We start from the raw sequence: 13499 nt of genomic DNA on the forward strand, positions 1-13499 counted from the left end.
CATAAGCCTCAATAAGGGCTGGATTAATCCGTCAGAACCATTATTTCTGTCTATTCGGTGTTTAGTTTAGAAGACGAAGTGAGAAGAACGCGTGATCCGTCAGTTTGAGCTTGTTGAGAAGGTCAGGGCTTACGACAAGAATGTCGATGAGGCGCTTTTGAACAGGGCTTATGTGTTTGCCATGAAGGCACACGGCAGTCAGACCCGCGCGTCAGGTGATCCATACTTCTCTCACCCGCTTGAAGTGGCAGGCATCCTGACGGACATGAAGCTGGACGGCAACACCATCGCCACAGCGCTTCTGCATGATGTGGTCGAGGATACTGTCGCCACGATTGAGGAAATCGAAGAACTGTTCGGTCCAAAGGTGGCCGAGCTGGTCGACGGCGTTACCAAGCTTTCGAAGATCGAGATGCAGACCGAAAGCCTCAGGCAGGCAGAAAACTTCCGCAAGTTCCTTCTGGCCATGTCAAACGACATTCGCGTGCTGTTGGTGAAGCTGGCGGACCGGCTGCATAACATGCGTACGCTTTTCTATATCAAGAAGCCTGAAAAGCGCCGCCGTATATCGCTTGAGACCCTTGAGATCTATTCGCCGCTGGCGGAACGCATCGGCATGCACGAACTGAAGGACGAGCTGGAGCACCTGTCGTTCCAGCACCTTGACCCGGAAGCCATGGAATCGATCAATGCCCGCCTGCATTATCTGATCGAGGAAAGCCCTGATCTTGAAAAGGACATGGTCGAGGCACTGACGAACCTGATGGTGGATAAGGGCATCAAGGCGAAGGTCAGCGGACGGATCAAGCGGCCATATTCCATCTGGCGCAAAATGGAGCGCCAGAACATCACCTTCGAACAGCTATCGGACGTGATGGCTTTCCGCGTCAAAGTGGTTGACGTGGAAGAATGCTATAAGGCCCTTGGCGTGGTGCACCAGACCTTCCCGATGGTGCCTGGGCGCTTCAAGGATTATATTTCCACGCCCAAACGGAACTTCTACCGGTCGATCCATACAACGGTGATCGGGCCACAGAATTACCGGCTCGAGATCCAGATCCGCACCCACAAGATGCATGAACAGGCCGAAATCGGTGTGGCCGCCCACTGGCAATACAAGCAGGGCGCCGAACAGGTTGAAGGCTCGCAGTACCGCTGGGTGCGCGAACTACTGGAAATACTGGAACACACCAACGACCCCGAAGAATTCCTTGAGCATACCAAGCTTGAGATGTTCCAGGACAAGGTCTTCTGCTTCACGCCGAAGGGCGAACTGGTTTCCCTGCCGCGCGGGTCATCAACAGTTGATTTCGCTTATGCGGTGCACACCGAAGTCGGGGACCACTGTGTGGGTGCCAAGGTCAATGGCCGCATGGTGCCGCTTCGCCATCAGCTGCAGAATGGTGACCAGGTCCAGATCCTGACATCCAAAGGCCAGTCGCCGTCCCCGCGCTGGGAAAGCTTTGTCATTACCGGCAAAGCACGGTCGGCTATCCGCCGGCACGTCAAGCACAAGCGCAAGGTGGAATACAGCCAACTGGGTCACACACTTATTGAGAAAGCCTGTCGCCGGAACGGCCTTGATTTCTCGGACCGGGTGATCGAACAGGCGGCCAAGGTGCTCAATCTGGATGACGCCAAGATGCTTTATGCACTGGTGGGGCAGGGCACGCTGACAGAAGAAGAAATCCTGCGCGCGGCCTTCCCGGGCTTCAAGGAAGATGCGCGCGGTGAAGGCCTGCCGGAAGTTCACCACGACTGGGAAGAAATGGGCGGCAATGCAGTACCCATTTCCGGTATCAACCAGGAATCCGCCATTCATTTCGCTGAATGCTGCCACCCAGTGCGCGGCGACCGTATTGTAGGCATTCGCGTGCCGGGGAAAGGCGCGGAAATCCACACCATCGATTGCAGCACCCTGTGTCACTATGACGACCATCCTGACCTGTGGCTGGACCTGAGGTGGGAAGACGGTGAAGACGACGGCATCTTCTATACTGGGCGCCTGCGCCTGGAAGTGGTCAATGAACGCGGGGCGCTGGCATCCATTGCGGCAACAGTGTCCAAGGGCGGGGGCAATATCTCCAACCTCGAAATCCCGGAACGCGACCCAGAGTTTTATGTGATGGTGGTGGATGTGGAAGTGCGCGATGTGAAGCACCTGAACGACATCAGCCGCGCGCTGCGCGTCAGCCGGGTGATCAGTCGGGTCGACCGAGTGATCGGATAGAGTGGGCAATTCGCCGCAAAAAGCCTGAAAATACTTGACCTAGAGCCATGCGCGCACTATCCGCGCTATAGCAATTTTTATATTCGCACAAGGCAGGAGCAACAGCCATGGACCAGGAAGCGGTTTTGAACGAATTTCGCGCGGCAGACGCGCTTCTTGAAGGTCATTTCAAGCTGTCGTCCGGTTTGCATAGCTCTGTTTACCTGCAGTGTGCGCGGGTTTTGATGAACCCTGAGCGCGCGGGCCGCCTGTGCGCCGCCTTCGCTGAAAAGCTGAAAGCCACGGGTGTAGAGATCGACCTGGTCGTCAGTCCGGCCATGGGCGGCGTGATCGTGGGCTATGAAGTGGCCCGCCAGTTGGGCGTGGACGGCATCTTCACAGAACGCGTGGACGGCGAATTCGCATTGCGCCGCGGCTTTGAAATTCCGAAGGGTGCGCGTATCCTGATGATGGAAGATGTGATCACCACGGGCCTGTCATCACGCGAATGTATCAAGACCATTAACGAATGGGGTGGTAATGTTGTGGCTGCAGGTGCCCTCATCAACCGCTCCGGCGGTAAAGCTGAGGTGGGCGCGCCGATCACGGCCCTCGCGACCATCGACGCCCCGACCTATAAAACTGAGGACTTGCCAGAAGATTTGAAGGCAATCCCGGCCATCAAACCCGGGAGCCGTGGGCTCAAGGCCTGATAGCCAGAAGGCATAACAGAAAGTAGACCGATATGCTGTTTCGGCGCCGCCAGCAGCTTCCGATGTGGAAAAAGATACTGGGCTGGCTTTGGCCACGCTCGGGGCTGACGCGCGCCGGTCAGTATCTTTGGCACCGGATTGCGCGGCTTCCGGGCACGCCGCACAGCATTGCCGCGGGTGTGGCATCGGGTGCAGCGGTCTCGTTCACACCGTTTCTGGGGCTGCATTTTCTGATGGGTTTTGCTGTGGCCTGGGTGGTGCGCGGCAATATGCTGGCCTCAGCCATCGGAACAGCAGTGGGCAACCCCTGGACATTCCCCTTTATCTTTGCGCTTACCGGGCAAGTTGGGGGATTGATATTGGGTGACAGTGTTGTGTCCGAAATTCCAAGCTGGAACTGGGACGCATTGCTAAGTGACCCGGTGACCTATCTCTCTGCTTTCCTACCGATCGTGTTTCCGCTACTTGTAGGGGGCGTGCCGGTAGCGATCGTTGTGTGGCTCCTTTTCTATTTTTCTTTCAAAGGGCTACTGACGGGCTATCATGCCGCCAGATTGAACAGACGACAGGCAAAAAAGTCGCAATAAGCGACGCAGAGGCATCAAATGAACAAGAGCAGACTTCGTCTCGGGGTCAATATTGACCATGTGGCAACCATCAGGAACGCCCGCGGCATCCGCCATCCCGACCCGGTGCGGGCGGCAGGCCTTGCTGTGCTCGCGGGCGCAGACGGCATCACCGCGCACCTGCGCGAAGACCGCCGGCATATCTCGGATGAAGATATCGCAACACTGTCTGATGTACTGTCCGTACCGCTGAACCTTGAGATGGCTGCCACCGAGGAAATGCTGGAGATCGCCCTCCGCCACAAGCCGCACGCTGTGTGCCTGGTGCCGGAAAAACGTCAGGAATTGACGACAGAGGGCGGCCTGGATGTGGCTGGCCAGTTTGACCGGCTGAAGCCTTATGTCGATGCCCTGAACAAGGCAGGCTGCCGCGTTAGCCTGTTCATCGACCCGGACGAGGCCCAGCTGGATGCATCCGTTGCATTGGGCGCGCCGGTCACGGAGCTTCACACAGGCGCCTATTGTGAACTTTCGGGCGAGCCACAGCAGGAAGAGCTTGAGCGTATCCGCAAGGCGACAGCCTACGGCGCCGGCAAGGGACTTGAGATGCACGCGGGCCACGGCCTGTCCTATGAAACCGTGAAACCCATTGCCGCGATCCCGGAATTGATGGAGCTGAACATCGGCCACTTCCTGGTCGGCGAGGCGATCTTTCACGGGCTGGAGGTTTCCATCAAGGAAATGCGCCGCCTGATGGATGAAGCGCGAGCATAATGAGACCTATGAGCAATCAGAAAACCATTGTCGGCTACACTTTCAAAAGCCCCAGCCTTCTCGAGGAAGCGCTGACGCACCCTTCGCTCTCGGGCTCGCACAACTATCAGCGGCTCGAATTCCTGGGGGACCGGGTGCTCGGGCTGTCGGTCGCGACGCTGCTTTTGGAAGCCTTTCCGGGCGAAGCCGAAGGCAAGCTGAACCGCCGCTTCACAGCGCTGGTGCGCCGCGAAACGCTGGCTGAAATGTCCCGCAGCCTCGGGCTGGTTGATGACCTGATGCTGACGCCCGGCGCGGAAACCGAAGGAACACGAACCAAGGAAGCCGTGCAGGCCGATGTTACCGAAGCGGTGATTGGCGCCATGTATCTGGACGGCGGGTTTGAGGTGGCGGATGCCTTCATTCGCAAGCACTGGGCGCCCCTGATGAAGGAAGGCCCCAGCGTCCACAAGGATCACAAGACACAGTTGCAGGAATGGTGTCAGGCGCGCAGCCTGCCGCTGCCCTACTATAAGATGATTGACCGCTCAGGGCCTGATCACAGCCCTGTCTTCACCATCCAGGCAATTGTTGAGAACAAAGGATCGGCGACCGCGCAAGGCAATGCCAAGCGTCAGGCCGAACAAGCCGCCGCAGCAGATCTGCTGGCGACGCTTACAGGAGAAAGAAAATGACAGAGGCGGCCACGCCTGAAACCCGCTGTGGGTTCGTTGCGCTGATTGGCGCGCCGAACGCGGGCAAATCCACACTGCTGAATGCCATGGTTGGCGCCAAGGTAGCGATCGTGACGCACAAGGTTCAAACCACGCGGACCCGCATCACCGGTATCGCGATGGAAGATGACTTGGGCGCCCAGCTGGTGTTTATCGATACCCCTGGTATCTTCCAGCCCAAGCGCCGTCTGGACCGCGCCATGGTCAACGCTGCCTGGAAGGGCAGTGAGGACGCCGAGGAAACCGTGCTTCTGATCGACGCCAAGAAAGGCCTCAGCGAAGAAGTTGAGCGCATTGTGAAGGCGCTCAAGGATGCAGGCCGCAAAGTGCATCTGGCGATCAACAAGATCGATACAGTCCGTCGCGATAGCCTTTTGGCACTGGCGCAAGAGCTGAGTGAAACCGGCGTGTTCGATGAAATTTTCATGATTTCCGCCATGAAGGGTGACGGCGTTGCAGACCTGAAGGCTTTCCTGGCGAAACGCGCACCCGTGGGCCCGTGGATGTACCCGGAAGACCAGGTGGCGGACGTGACCATGCGCATCCTGGCCGCTGAGGTAACGCGCGAGAAGGTGTTCCTGCGCCTGCACGATGAATTGCCTTATGCCACCACGGTTGAAACCGAAAAGTGGGAAGAGCGCAAGGACGGCAGCGTGCGGATCGAGCAGGTCATCCATGTGCAGCGCGAAACCCAGAAGGGTATCGTGATCGGCAAGGGCGGCACCATGCTTAAGACGCTTGGCCAGATGGCGCGTGAAGAACTTGAAGAGATGTTCGACCGCAAGGTTCATCTGTTCCTGCACGTGCGTGTGACCGAACGCTGGGCCGAAGACCGCACCATGTATCAGGACATGGGCCTCGATTTCGTCGAATAGGGAGCCGTAAAGCGTGGAATGGCAGGATGAAGGCATTGTTCTATCCGCTTCCCGCTTCGGTGAGCATGACGCGCTTCTGGAGCTGATGACCCGGTCGCACGGCCGTGCGCGCGGTTATGTGAAGGCGGGGATGAGCCGGAAGAACAAGGCTAACCTGCAGGTGGGTAACCGCTTGTCCGTGAACTGGCGGGCCCGGATCGAGACCAATCTGGGCCGCTTCACCCACGAACTGATCCACAGCCCCCTGGGCCTGATGATGGGGGACGGCAACCGCATCTCGGCCCTGTCGGCCATCACTGCCGTGGTGGCCAGCACCATGCCGGAACGCGAAAGCCACGAAGGCCTGTTCGACCGGCTTGAAGCGGTTGTGGGGCTCCTGCAGGAACATGACGGCGATATCGCCCTGTGGGCGGGTGCGCTGGCGAAGCTTGAACTGGCGATCTTGAAGGAACTGGGCTACGGGCTTGACCTGAGCGCATGCGCAGGCACAGGCACGACCGAAAACCTCAAATATGTGTCCCCCAAAACCGGGCGGGCGGTCAGCGAAGAAGCGGGTGGGCCCTATAAGGGCAAGCTGCTGCCTTTGCCGCCTTTCATGACGGAAGGCGAGCTTTCGGGCGCCAGCAAGCATGATGCGCTCGACGGCCTCAGAACGACCGGCTATTTCCTGGAACGTAATGTCTGGGTGGTCAGCGGCAAGGGCATGCCGCCCGCCCGCGACCGCTTTATCTCAACGCTGGCGCGTGCTGCGCAATCCTAGCTACTTATTCCATGAGGCGGTGCTGCTTCCTGCGTAGACGCCTATGTTATTTCTTGGCTCGTCTTTCGTTTTCAGCGGCAAACATCGCCTGGATAGCCTGGCCATCGGAAGGGCGCTCATCAAGTGTTTCCGGGTCCCATTCACTGCGTGTTGTATGGAAGAAGTCACCACCATAAATGTGAATGCCGCCAGTGAAGCGTAGCAGGGGATTGGTGACCGAATGCACGATATCATGGCCCAGAGTGCCAACATCGCCTTCAAAGAGAGCTTCAGCACCGTATGCCTCAATCGTATGCTCGTTTTTGCGCCAAAGAATATTGTCCTCGCGCCCCGTATAGATGCCAATGTTCGCCCACATTAGATGATTGTGTGGGAGCAGGTTCATCTGCGGTGTCCACATGGCATTGAAAATTGTCAGGGCAGCAGATTGATGAAGTATTTGAATGCCCGCCTTGTCCGGTTCACCAAGGGCATTCAAAAGGGCACCCGGCTTGGAAACCGCTTTTGCCAGAACCTCACGAACAGCCATTTGGGCATCCGCTTCGTTATTCGCTTCAATACAATCTGCGATAAAGTGATCCAGGTTGACCTTCTTATTCAGATTGACCGGTTTTTTAACAGTCTCCGCCTTGGCCATTGGTGTTCTAATGAGCTGGGTAGACAGAGCTGCAGCAGCCAAAAGAAAAGTTCTTCTGGCTACTAAGTTAGGCGCCTTGGTGGTGGACATGATGATTTCCCCTCAGGATCGAAAAACCATACTACATCTGTCAGATTTTACCTAAGGGACAGATTCTCGGGAGGATTTACGCAGTACCGGACGCTACCCTGTCTGGCTTTCTGCCAGGCATGGGACGCCGCCACGCTGATCTTGCTTCAGCATCCATCAAAAGCCTGAATTACGCCCATAATTCCCGGCAAGGTGGACCCTGAAACAAGTTCAGGGTGACAAGCGGCCCACCATCGGTGAATTTTGCTGTGGATAACCACAATATCTTGTGGAAACGCGCTGTCCACTTGCTATAGTCGGCGCCATGACGACAAATCCTGAGTTTAGCGAAAACATCATCGAGGCCCCGTTCGCAGATGCACTGAGCGAACGCTACCTCGCCTATGCCCTTTCAACCATCATGTCCCGGTCGCTGCCGGACGTGCGCGACGGCCTCAAGCCCGTGCACAGGCGGCTCTTGTATGCCATGCGGCTTCTGAAGCTGGACCCCAAGACCGGCTACAAGAAATGTGCCCGCGTGGTTGGTGACGTAATCGGTAAATACCACCCGCATGGTGACCAGGCGGTCTATGACGCCATGGTGCGCCTGGCGCAGGACTTTTCCGTGCGCTTCCCGCTTGTGGACGGGCAGGGCAACTTCGGTAACATCGACGGCGATAACGCGGCGGCGATGCGGTACACCGAAGCGCGCCTGACCGAAGTGGCGGCTATCCTGATGGAAGGGCTGGAGGAAGACGCGGTCGATTTCCGCGAAACCTATGACGGGGAAGACGAAGAACCTGTGGTGTTCCCGGGTGCCTTCCCGAACCTTCTGGCGAACGGGTCATCCGGTATTGCCGTGGGTATGGCCACCAACATCCCGCCGCACAATGTGGGCGAACTGGTTGACGGCCTGCAGCTTCTTATTGAGGCGCGCCGCAATCCAGCCCGTGAAGTGACGGTTTCTGACCTTCTGGACCGTATCCCAGGCCCGGATTTCCCGACAGGTGGCCAAGTGGTGGAGAACCGCGAAACCATCCTGCACGCCTATGAGACCGGCCGTGGCAGCCTGCGGGTGCGCGCCCGCTGGGAAAAGGAAGAATTGCCGCGCGGTCTCTATAACATCGTGATCACGGAAATTCCGTATCAGGTGCAGAAATCCAAACTGATCGAGAAGATCGCGGAGCTGATCGGCGACAAGAAGCTGCCGATCCTGACGGATGTGCGCGACGAATCCGCCGAGGACCTGCGCATCGTGCTGGAGCCGAAGAACCGCACGGTGGACGAGAAGGTCCTGATGGAAAGCCTGTTCCGGTTCACCGAACTTGAAACGCGTTTCTCGTTCAATATGAATGTGATTGCGCTGGACCAACGTCCACGCGTTCAGTCGCTCAAGGAAATCCTCGATAGCTTCCTCGATCATCAGATCGATGTGCTGCTGAGGCGCAACCGTTTCCGTCTCGAGAAGATCGAGCGTCGGCTTGAGATCCTGTCCGGTTACCTGATTGCATACCTCAACCTTGATGAAGTGATCCGCATCATCCGGGAAGAGGATGACGCCAAAGCCAGCCTGATGAGCACCTTCAAACTGACGGACAATCAGGCCGAAGCCATCCTGAACATGCGCCTGCGTGCCCTCAGGAAGCTTGAGGAAATGGAAATCCGTACCGAGCACGCCAAGCTTGAGGACGAGAAATCCAAGATCCTGGCCCTGCTGGACAGTGAAGAGCTTCAATGGATCGCAGTAGGCGACAAACTTAGCGATATCAAGGAGCGTTTCGGCCCCGAAACAGTGCTGGGTAAGCGTCGGACCCGCTTTGGCGATGCGCCTGTGGCGGAAGTCGTGCCGCTTGAAGCCATGATTGAGAAAGAGCCGATTACGGTTGTCTGCTCGAAGCGCGGCTGGATCAGGGCGCTCAAGGGCCATACCAAGCCTGAGGAAGAGCTGAAATACAAGGAAGGCGATGAGGAGCGGTTCCGCTTCCACGCCCAGACCACAGACAAGATCTTCCTGTTTGCAACCAACGGCAAAATCTTCACGCTGGGGGCTGACAAGCTGCCGGGCGGGCGCGGCAACGGGGAACCCGTGCGCCTGATGGTGGATATGGAAGCCAACGACGAGATCGTTTCGATCCTGCCGTACCAACCGGGTGGCAAGCTGTTCGTGGCATCCTCCATCGGCAAGGGCTTCATCGTTGAAGCCGACAATGCTGTGGCCATGAAAAAGGGCGGTAAGCAAATCCTGAACGTCAAAGGCGATGTGGTGGGTACCCACTGTATCCCGGTAGACGGCGACAGCGTGGCTGTGATCGGTGAAAACCGCAAGCTGCTGGTGTTCGATATCGAGGAAGTGCCGACACTGGCGCGCGGGCAGGGTGTAGCCCTTCAGCGCTACAAAGACGGCGGTATGGCCGATGTGATGATCTTCCACAAGGAAGAAGGCCTGACATGGCCGATGGGTGGCAACAGTGACCGCTGGCGTACAGAAACAGAGCTCGCGCCATGGACCGGTCGTCGCGGCAATGCCGGGCGCCTGCCGCCAATGGGCTTCCCAAGGAACAATAAGTTCCGCTGATGGGCTTGATTTAAGCCAAACGCGAAATAGCTTTATGAAGGTGCCCCGGGCAATCCCGCGGCACCTTTTCTTTTGATGCGAGGGGGTGATGATGGACCAGTTACGGCAAAATCTTCGGGCTTGGTATGATTTCGTTGAAAGCGAAGACGAAAAAGCGCTTTCGAACATGCTGGCAGATGATGTGGTGTTTCACTCCCCCGTGGTCCACACCCCACAGGAGGGGAAAGCCATCACCTTCATGTATCTGGCGGCCGCCGGCAAAGTGCTGGGGCATGACGACTTCTGCTATGTCGGCGAGTATCTGACCGAACGCGGAGCAGTGCTGGAGTTCAACACCCAGATTGACGGCATCAAGATCGATGGCATCGACATGATCACCTGGAACGAAGACGGCAAGATCAGCGAATTCAAGGTGATGATCCGCCCGCTCAAGGCCGTCAACAAGGTCCATGAAATGATGAAAGCCATGCTGGAAAAAGCCATGGCCGGATAAAAGGAAAGGCGCCCTGGAGCGCCTTTGTTTTGTCTACTGACGGAAGTGGAAGAAGTTCAGCTTGTTACCGTCCAGATCCCTGAAATATCCCGCATAAAAGGGGCTGTCGTCATTGTCTCGCGGTCGTGGCCCGGGGCTGCCTTCATCGGTGGCGCCAAGCTCGATGGCCTTGGCATACATTTTATCCACCGTTTCCCTGTCGGGGGCAGCAATGGCAACCATCACGCCGTTGCCGACAGTGGCCTCTTTGCCGTCTGCGGGTTTGGAAATGCAGAACATGGGCCCGCCCGCAGACCAGCCCTTGAAGCCGTCGCTGTCCCAGGCGCGCGCAGGCACACCCATTTCTGCGAACAGCGCGTCATAGAATGCGGCAGCACGGTCCATATCGTTGGTGCCAACAGTTGAATATCCGATCATTGTCTTGTCCCTCACATATATGTCGATATGAATGATATAGGGGAGGTTCTGGGGATGGGTACCTTCAAAAATGAATAGCTGGTCTTTCGCAGGTGAAATGCTCAGCTGATGCCTTGGTCCACAAGGAACGCAGCAATATCATCGGCGGATGTCAGGCCAGCTGCGCGCTCGACCTCCCTGCCGTTCCGGAAAACTACGATCAAGCCCGTGCCCCGATATCCGTGTTCTTCGATGAAAGAGCGATCACGGTCAAAGTCCACCCGCACCGCACGAATGCGTGGCGCGCGGCCTTCTTTCTGAAGGGTCTCAAACGCCCGATGTTGCAGCAGGCAGGTGGGGCACCAGGAGGCATAGATCTCTACCATCACCGGTTCATCACGGGCCATAAGCTCCGCAAAGCGGGCAGGGCTGTATTCCTCCCAGCCGGGCAGGATCGGATCTGCGTCACGGAGGTTCATATAGATGAGGTTGCCAAAGAGCGCGAGGGCGATCAGCCCGGTGACCCCAACGGTGGCCCAGATTTTCTGCATCTTGCTTTTCATGCTGAGTGCCTACCCATTTGAGTCTATGGCGGCAACTGAAACTGTCGTGAGGAAAGCGTGATCTAGCTGCCAAACAGCTTGTTTGGCAACCAGGTGACCAGCTCAGGTTCAAGCGCGATCACAATCAGTGCCAAGACCTGGATGACGACAAACGGAATGACACCCCTGTATATGGCCGTCGTGGGGACACTCTCCGGCACCACGCCGCGCAGGTAAAAGAGCGCGAAGCCAAAGGGTGGCGTCAGGAAGCTGGTTTGCAGGTTCATCGCCATCAGGACACCCAGCCAGATGGGGCCATAGGTGCCGTCCATTGCCAGAAGAGCCGGGGCAACCACAGGCACCACAACGAAGGTGATTTCGATAAAGTCGAGGAAGAAGCCCAGCACAAACATCAACACCATGACCAGAAGGATTGCCGTGAACTGACCACCGGGCAGGCCGTGCAGCATATCCTCAATGATCTCATCACCACCCAGGCCGCGGAACACCAGCGAAAACAGCGCGGCACCTATGAGGATGCCGTAAATCATGCTGGAAATACGGACAGTAGAGCGCATCACTTCGCCCAGCACGCCATTCTTTTGGGTCTTGAACAGGGCAAGGCCCAGCCCGGCTGTGAAAACCAGTGTCAGCAGGATCGCCAGATAAAAGGCGATTGTGTCAACTGTTGGGACCACCTCACGGCTCATCCGCAGGTCCGCATAATTTGCAATCGCCAGCAGCCCAAGAAGGGCAATCAGGGTTGCGATTACGATATTTCGCATGCGTGCCTGCAACCGCGCGGCACCCAGCAGAATTGCGCCAATGGCGCCAACGGACGCGGCTTCGGTTGGTGTGGCAATGCCGGTGAGGATGGAGCCGAGCACCGCAACAATCAACACCAGAGGCGGCATCAGGGCCATGAGCAGGCGGCCATAGAAGGCAGCGTCCAGCTTTTGGCCTTCTTTGGCCGGAATAGCAGGGCTGGCGTCCGGCTTCAGGATAGCGACAATCACCTGGTAGACGATATAGAGACCGACAAGTATCAAGCCCGGCAGCAGCGCGCCCGCAAACAGTTCGCCGGCACTCATGGGTGTTGGGGAGAAGATACCCTGGTTCAGCTGCGCCTGCTGCCATGCGCTTGAAAGCACATCCGCCAGCAGGATCAGGACAATCGAGGGCGGGATGATCTGCCCCAGCGTGCCGGCGGCGGCGATTGAGCCGGTGGCCAGCGACGGGTTATAGCCGCGCTTGAGCATGGTGGGCAGGCTCAACAGTCCCATAGTCACTACGGTGGCGCCGACGATGCCGGTTGAGGCCGCCAGAAGCGCCCCCACGATGGTCACCGAGATCCCAAGGCCGCCACGCAAGGGGCCAAACAGGCGCCCCATATTTTCAAGCAGGTCTTCCGCCACATTGGATTTTTCCAGCATCACCCCCATGGCGACAAACAGCGGCACAGCGAACAGAAGCTCGTTCTTCACCACATTGCCGAACAGCCGGTTGGGCAGGATTTCAAGGAAGGTAGCGTCCAGTGTACCGGTGCCAATGCCAATCAGGCCGAACAATAATCCCGTGCCACCAAGGGTGAAAGCCACCGGAAAGCCGGAGATCAGAAACCCGACAAGCACGAGGAACATGGAAGCGGTCAGGACGAGAGACATATCCATGGCTTAAGTCCTCCGCTTTAGCTTGCCGCCGAAACGGATAAGGTCTGCGACTGCGTGCAGTGAAAGCGTCAGCGCAAACAACAGCAGGGTGGACTTGAGGATGTAAACAAACGGCAGGCCGGAGGCCTCAACGCTGGTTTCCATGATCGACCAACTGTCCAGAACGTAGGGCAGGGCGGAAATCCAGAACAGGATCAGGAACGGTACCAGCAGCAGGAGTGTGCCAAAGAAGTTGACGACCGCCTGGCCGCGTTCGCTCATCCGGCTGTAGAAGATATCTACCCGCACGTGACCGTCCTTGACTGCCGTATAACCGGCGCCGCCCAGGAACATCATGGCGTTGATATATTGCAGGCTTTCCTGCAGCTGGATACTGCCGGTGGCGAAAACATATACCATCAGCACCACAGCAAACTGGATCAGGACAAGGGCAAGCGGCAGAATAGCCAGCACATGGCCGCTCTTTTCCTGGAAGGCGTCAAGCGCTTCAACAACCCTGGCTGTCAT

General features: G+C 57.4%; 14 protein-coding genes. 9 read left to right on the plus strand and 5 right to left on the minus strand.

Annotation, left to right across the window (positions count from 1 at the left end; translation table 11 throughout):
* Positions 1-91: 91 nt before the first annotated feature.
* The 7 genes from B3Z17_RS16940 to recO all read left to right on the plus strand — a co-directional run bounded on the left by B3Z17_RS16940 (position 92) and on the right by recO (position 6610).
* Positions 92-2230, plus strand: a complete 2139-nt coding sequence (locus tag B3Z17_RS16940) for a RelA/SpoT family protein (protein WP_286830909.1) — start codon at positions 92-94, stop codon at positions 2228-2230.
* A gap of 107 nt (positions 2231-2337) precedes the next feature.
* Positions 2338-2922 carry an orotate phosphoribosyltransferase gene (gene pyrE / locus B3Z17_RS16945; protein WP_286830910.1) on the plus strand — a complete coding sequence of 195 codons (585 nt, stop codon included), beginning with the start codon at positions 2338-2340 and terminating at the stop codon, positions 2920-2922.
* A 62-nt stretch (positions 2923-2984) separates the two neighbouring features.
* Positions 2985-3509, plus strand: a complete 525-nt coding sequence (locus B3Z17_RS16950) for a DUF2062 domain-containing protein (protein ID WP_160328630.1) — start codon at positions 2985-2987, stop codon at positions 3507-3509.
* An 18-nt stretch (positions 3510-3527) separates the two neighbouring features.
* On the plus strand, positions 3528-4262 hold the full coding sequence (locus B3Z17_RS16955) for a pyridoxine 5'-phosphate synthase (RefSeq protein ID WP_286830911.1): 735 nt from the start codon (positions 3528-3530) through the stop codon (positions 4260-4262).
* A gap of 8 nt (positions 4263-4270) precedes the next feature.
* Complete coding sequence (gene rnc, locus B3Z17_RS16960) at positions 4271-4936, plus strand: ribonuclease III (protein ID WP_286830912.1); 666 nt, start codon at positions 4271-4273, stop codon at positions 4934-4936.
* Complete coding sequence (era, locus tag B3Z17_RS16965) at positions 4933-5850, plus strand: GTPase Era (RefSeq protein ID WP_286830913.1); 918 nt, start codon at positions 4933-4935, stop codon at positions 5848-5850. Before rnc ends, era begins: the two co-directional genes overlap by 4 nt.
* Positions 5851-5863: 13 nt before the next feature.
* A complete protein-coding gene (gene recO / locus B3Z17_RS16970) occupies positions 5864-6610 on the plus strand; it encodes a DNA repair protein RecO (RefSeq protein ID WP_286830914.1) in 747 nt (248 codons plus the stop codon).
* 46 nt (positions 6611-6656) lie between these two features.
* Here recO and B3Z17_RS16975 read toward each other — a convergent pair whose 3' ends face one another.
* Positions 6657-7337: a hypothetical protein gene (locus B3Z17_RS16975; protein WP_286830915.1), complete on the minus strand. Its 681-nt coding sequence runs from the start codon at positions 7335-7337 to the stop codon at positions 6657-6659.
* Between the two features lie 304 nt (positions 7338-7641).
* Between B3Z17_RS16975 and parC the strand changes: the two genes are divergently transcribed.
* Together parC and B3Z17_RS16985 are read left to right on the plus strand one after the other, a co-directional pair.
* Positions 7642-9891 carry a DNA topoisomerase IV subunit A gene (parC, locus tag B3Z17_RS16980; RefSeq protein WP_068306964.1) on the plus strand — a complete coding sequence of 750 codons (2250 nt, stop codon included), beginning with the start codon at positions 7642-7644 and terminating at the stop codon, positions 9889-9891.
* A gap of 91 nt (positions 9892-9982) precedes the next feature.
* Positions 9983-10384: a nuclear transport factor 2 family protein gene (locus B3Z17_RS16985; RefSeq protein ID WP_068306963.1), complete on the plus strand. Its 402-nt coding sequence runs from the start codon at positions 9983-9985 to the stop codon at positions 10382-10384.
* 33 nt (positions 10385-10417) lie between these two features.
* On the opposite strand, the gene B3Z17_RS16990 is transcribed toward B3Z17_RS16985, so the two are convergent.
* The 4 genes from B3Z17_RS16990 to B3Z17_RS17005 all read right to left on the minus strand — a co-directional run bounded on the left by B3Z17_RS16990 (position 10418) and on the right by B3Z17_RS17005 (position 13499).
* The gene (locus B3Z17_RS16990; RefSeq protein WP_068306962.1) at positions 10418-10801 is read right to left on the minus strand and encodes a VOC family protein; all 384 of its coding nucleotides are present in this window, start codon (positions 10799-10801) and stop codon (positions 10418-10420) included.
* Positions 10802-10902: 101 nt separating this feature from the next.
* Positions 10903-11343, minus strand: a complete 441-nt coding sequence (locus B3Z17_RS16995) for a thioredoxin family protein (protein WP_068306961.1) — start codon at positions 11341-11343, stop codon at positions 10903-10905.
* Between the two features lie 62 nt (positions 11344-11405).
* Positions 11406-12992 (minus strand): TRAP transporter large permease, encoded by a 1587-nt coding sequence (locus B3Z17_RS17000; protein ID WP_286830916.1) that lies wholly within the window; start codon positions 12990-12992, stop codon positions 11406-11408.
* Positions 12993-12995: 3 nt separating this feature from the next.
* Positions 12996-13499: a TRAP transporter small permease subunit gene (locus B3Z17_RS17005; RefSeq protein ID WP_286830917.1), complete on the minus strand. Its 504-nt coding sequence runs from the start codon at positions 13497-13499 to the stop codon at positions 12996-12998.

The sequence above is a fragment of the Kordiimonas sp. UBA4487 genome, assembly GCF_002389025.1.
Lineage (GTDB): Bacteria > Pseudomonadota > Alphaproteobacteria > Sphingomonadales > Kordiimonadaceae > Kordiimonas > Kordiimonas lacus.

What these genes read in the sequence shown, in the direction of transcription:
- pyrE (WP_286830910.1), top strand. Translation starts at nt 2,338, where the DNA reads ATGGACCAGGAAGCGGTTTTGAACGAATTTCGCGCGGCAGACGCGCTT.
- B3Z17_RS16950 (WP_160328630.1), top strand. Translation starts at nt 2,985, where the DNA reads ATGTGGAAAAAGATACTGGGCTGGCTTTGGCCACGCTCGGGGCTGACG.
- B3Z17_RS16955 (WP_286830911.1), top strand. Translation starts at nt 3,528, where the DNA reads ATGAACAAGAGCAGACTTCGTCTCGGGGTCAATATTGACCATGTGGCA.
- rnc (WP_286830912.1), top strand. Translation starts at nt 4,271, where the DNA reads ATGAGCAATCAGAAAACCATTGTCGGCTACACTTTCAAAAGCCCCAGC.
- era (WP_286830913.1), top strand. Translation starts at nt 4,933, where the DNA reads ATGACAGAGGCGGCCACGCCTGAAACCCGCTGTGGGTTCGTTGCGCTG.
- B3Z17_RS16975 (WP_286830915.1), bottom strand. Translation starts at nt 7,337, where the DNA reads ATGTCCACCACCAAGGCGCCTAACTTAGTAGCCAGAAGAACTTTTCTT.
- parC (WP_068306964.1), top strand. Translation starts at nt 7,642, where the DNA reads ATGACGACAAATCCTGAGTTTAGCGAAAACATCATCGAGGCCCCGTTC.
- B3Z17_RS16985 (WP_068306963.1), top strand. Translation starts at nt 9,983, where the DNA reads ATGGACCAGTTACGGCAAAATCTTCGGGCTTGGTATGATTTCGTTGAA.
- B3Z17_RS16990 (WP_068306962.1), bottom strand. Translation starts at nt 10,801, where the DNA reads ATGATCGGATATTCAACTGTTGGCACCAACGATATGGACCGTGCTGCC.
- B3Z17_RS16995 (WP_068306961.1), bottom strand. Translation starts at nt 11,343, where the DNA reads ATGAAAAGCAAGATGCAGAAAATCTGGGCCACCGTTGGGGTCACCGGG.
- B3Z17_RS17000 (WP_286830916.1), bottom strand. Translation starts at nt 12,992, where the DNA reads ATGGATATGTCTCTCGTCCTGACCGCTTCCATGTTCCTCGTGCTTGTC.
- B3Z17_RS17005 (WP_286830917.1), bottom strand. Translation starts at nt 13,499, where the DNA reads ATGACAGCCAGGGTTGTTGAAGCGCTTGACGCCTTCCAGGAAAAGAGC.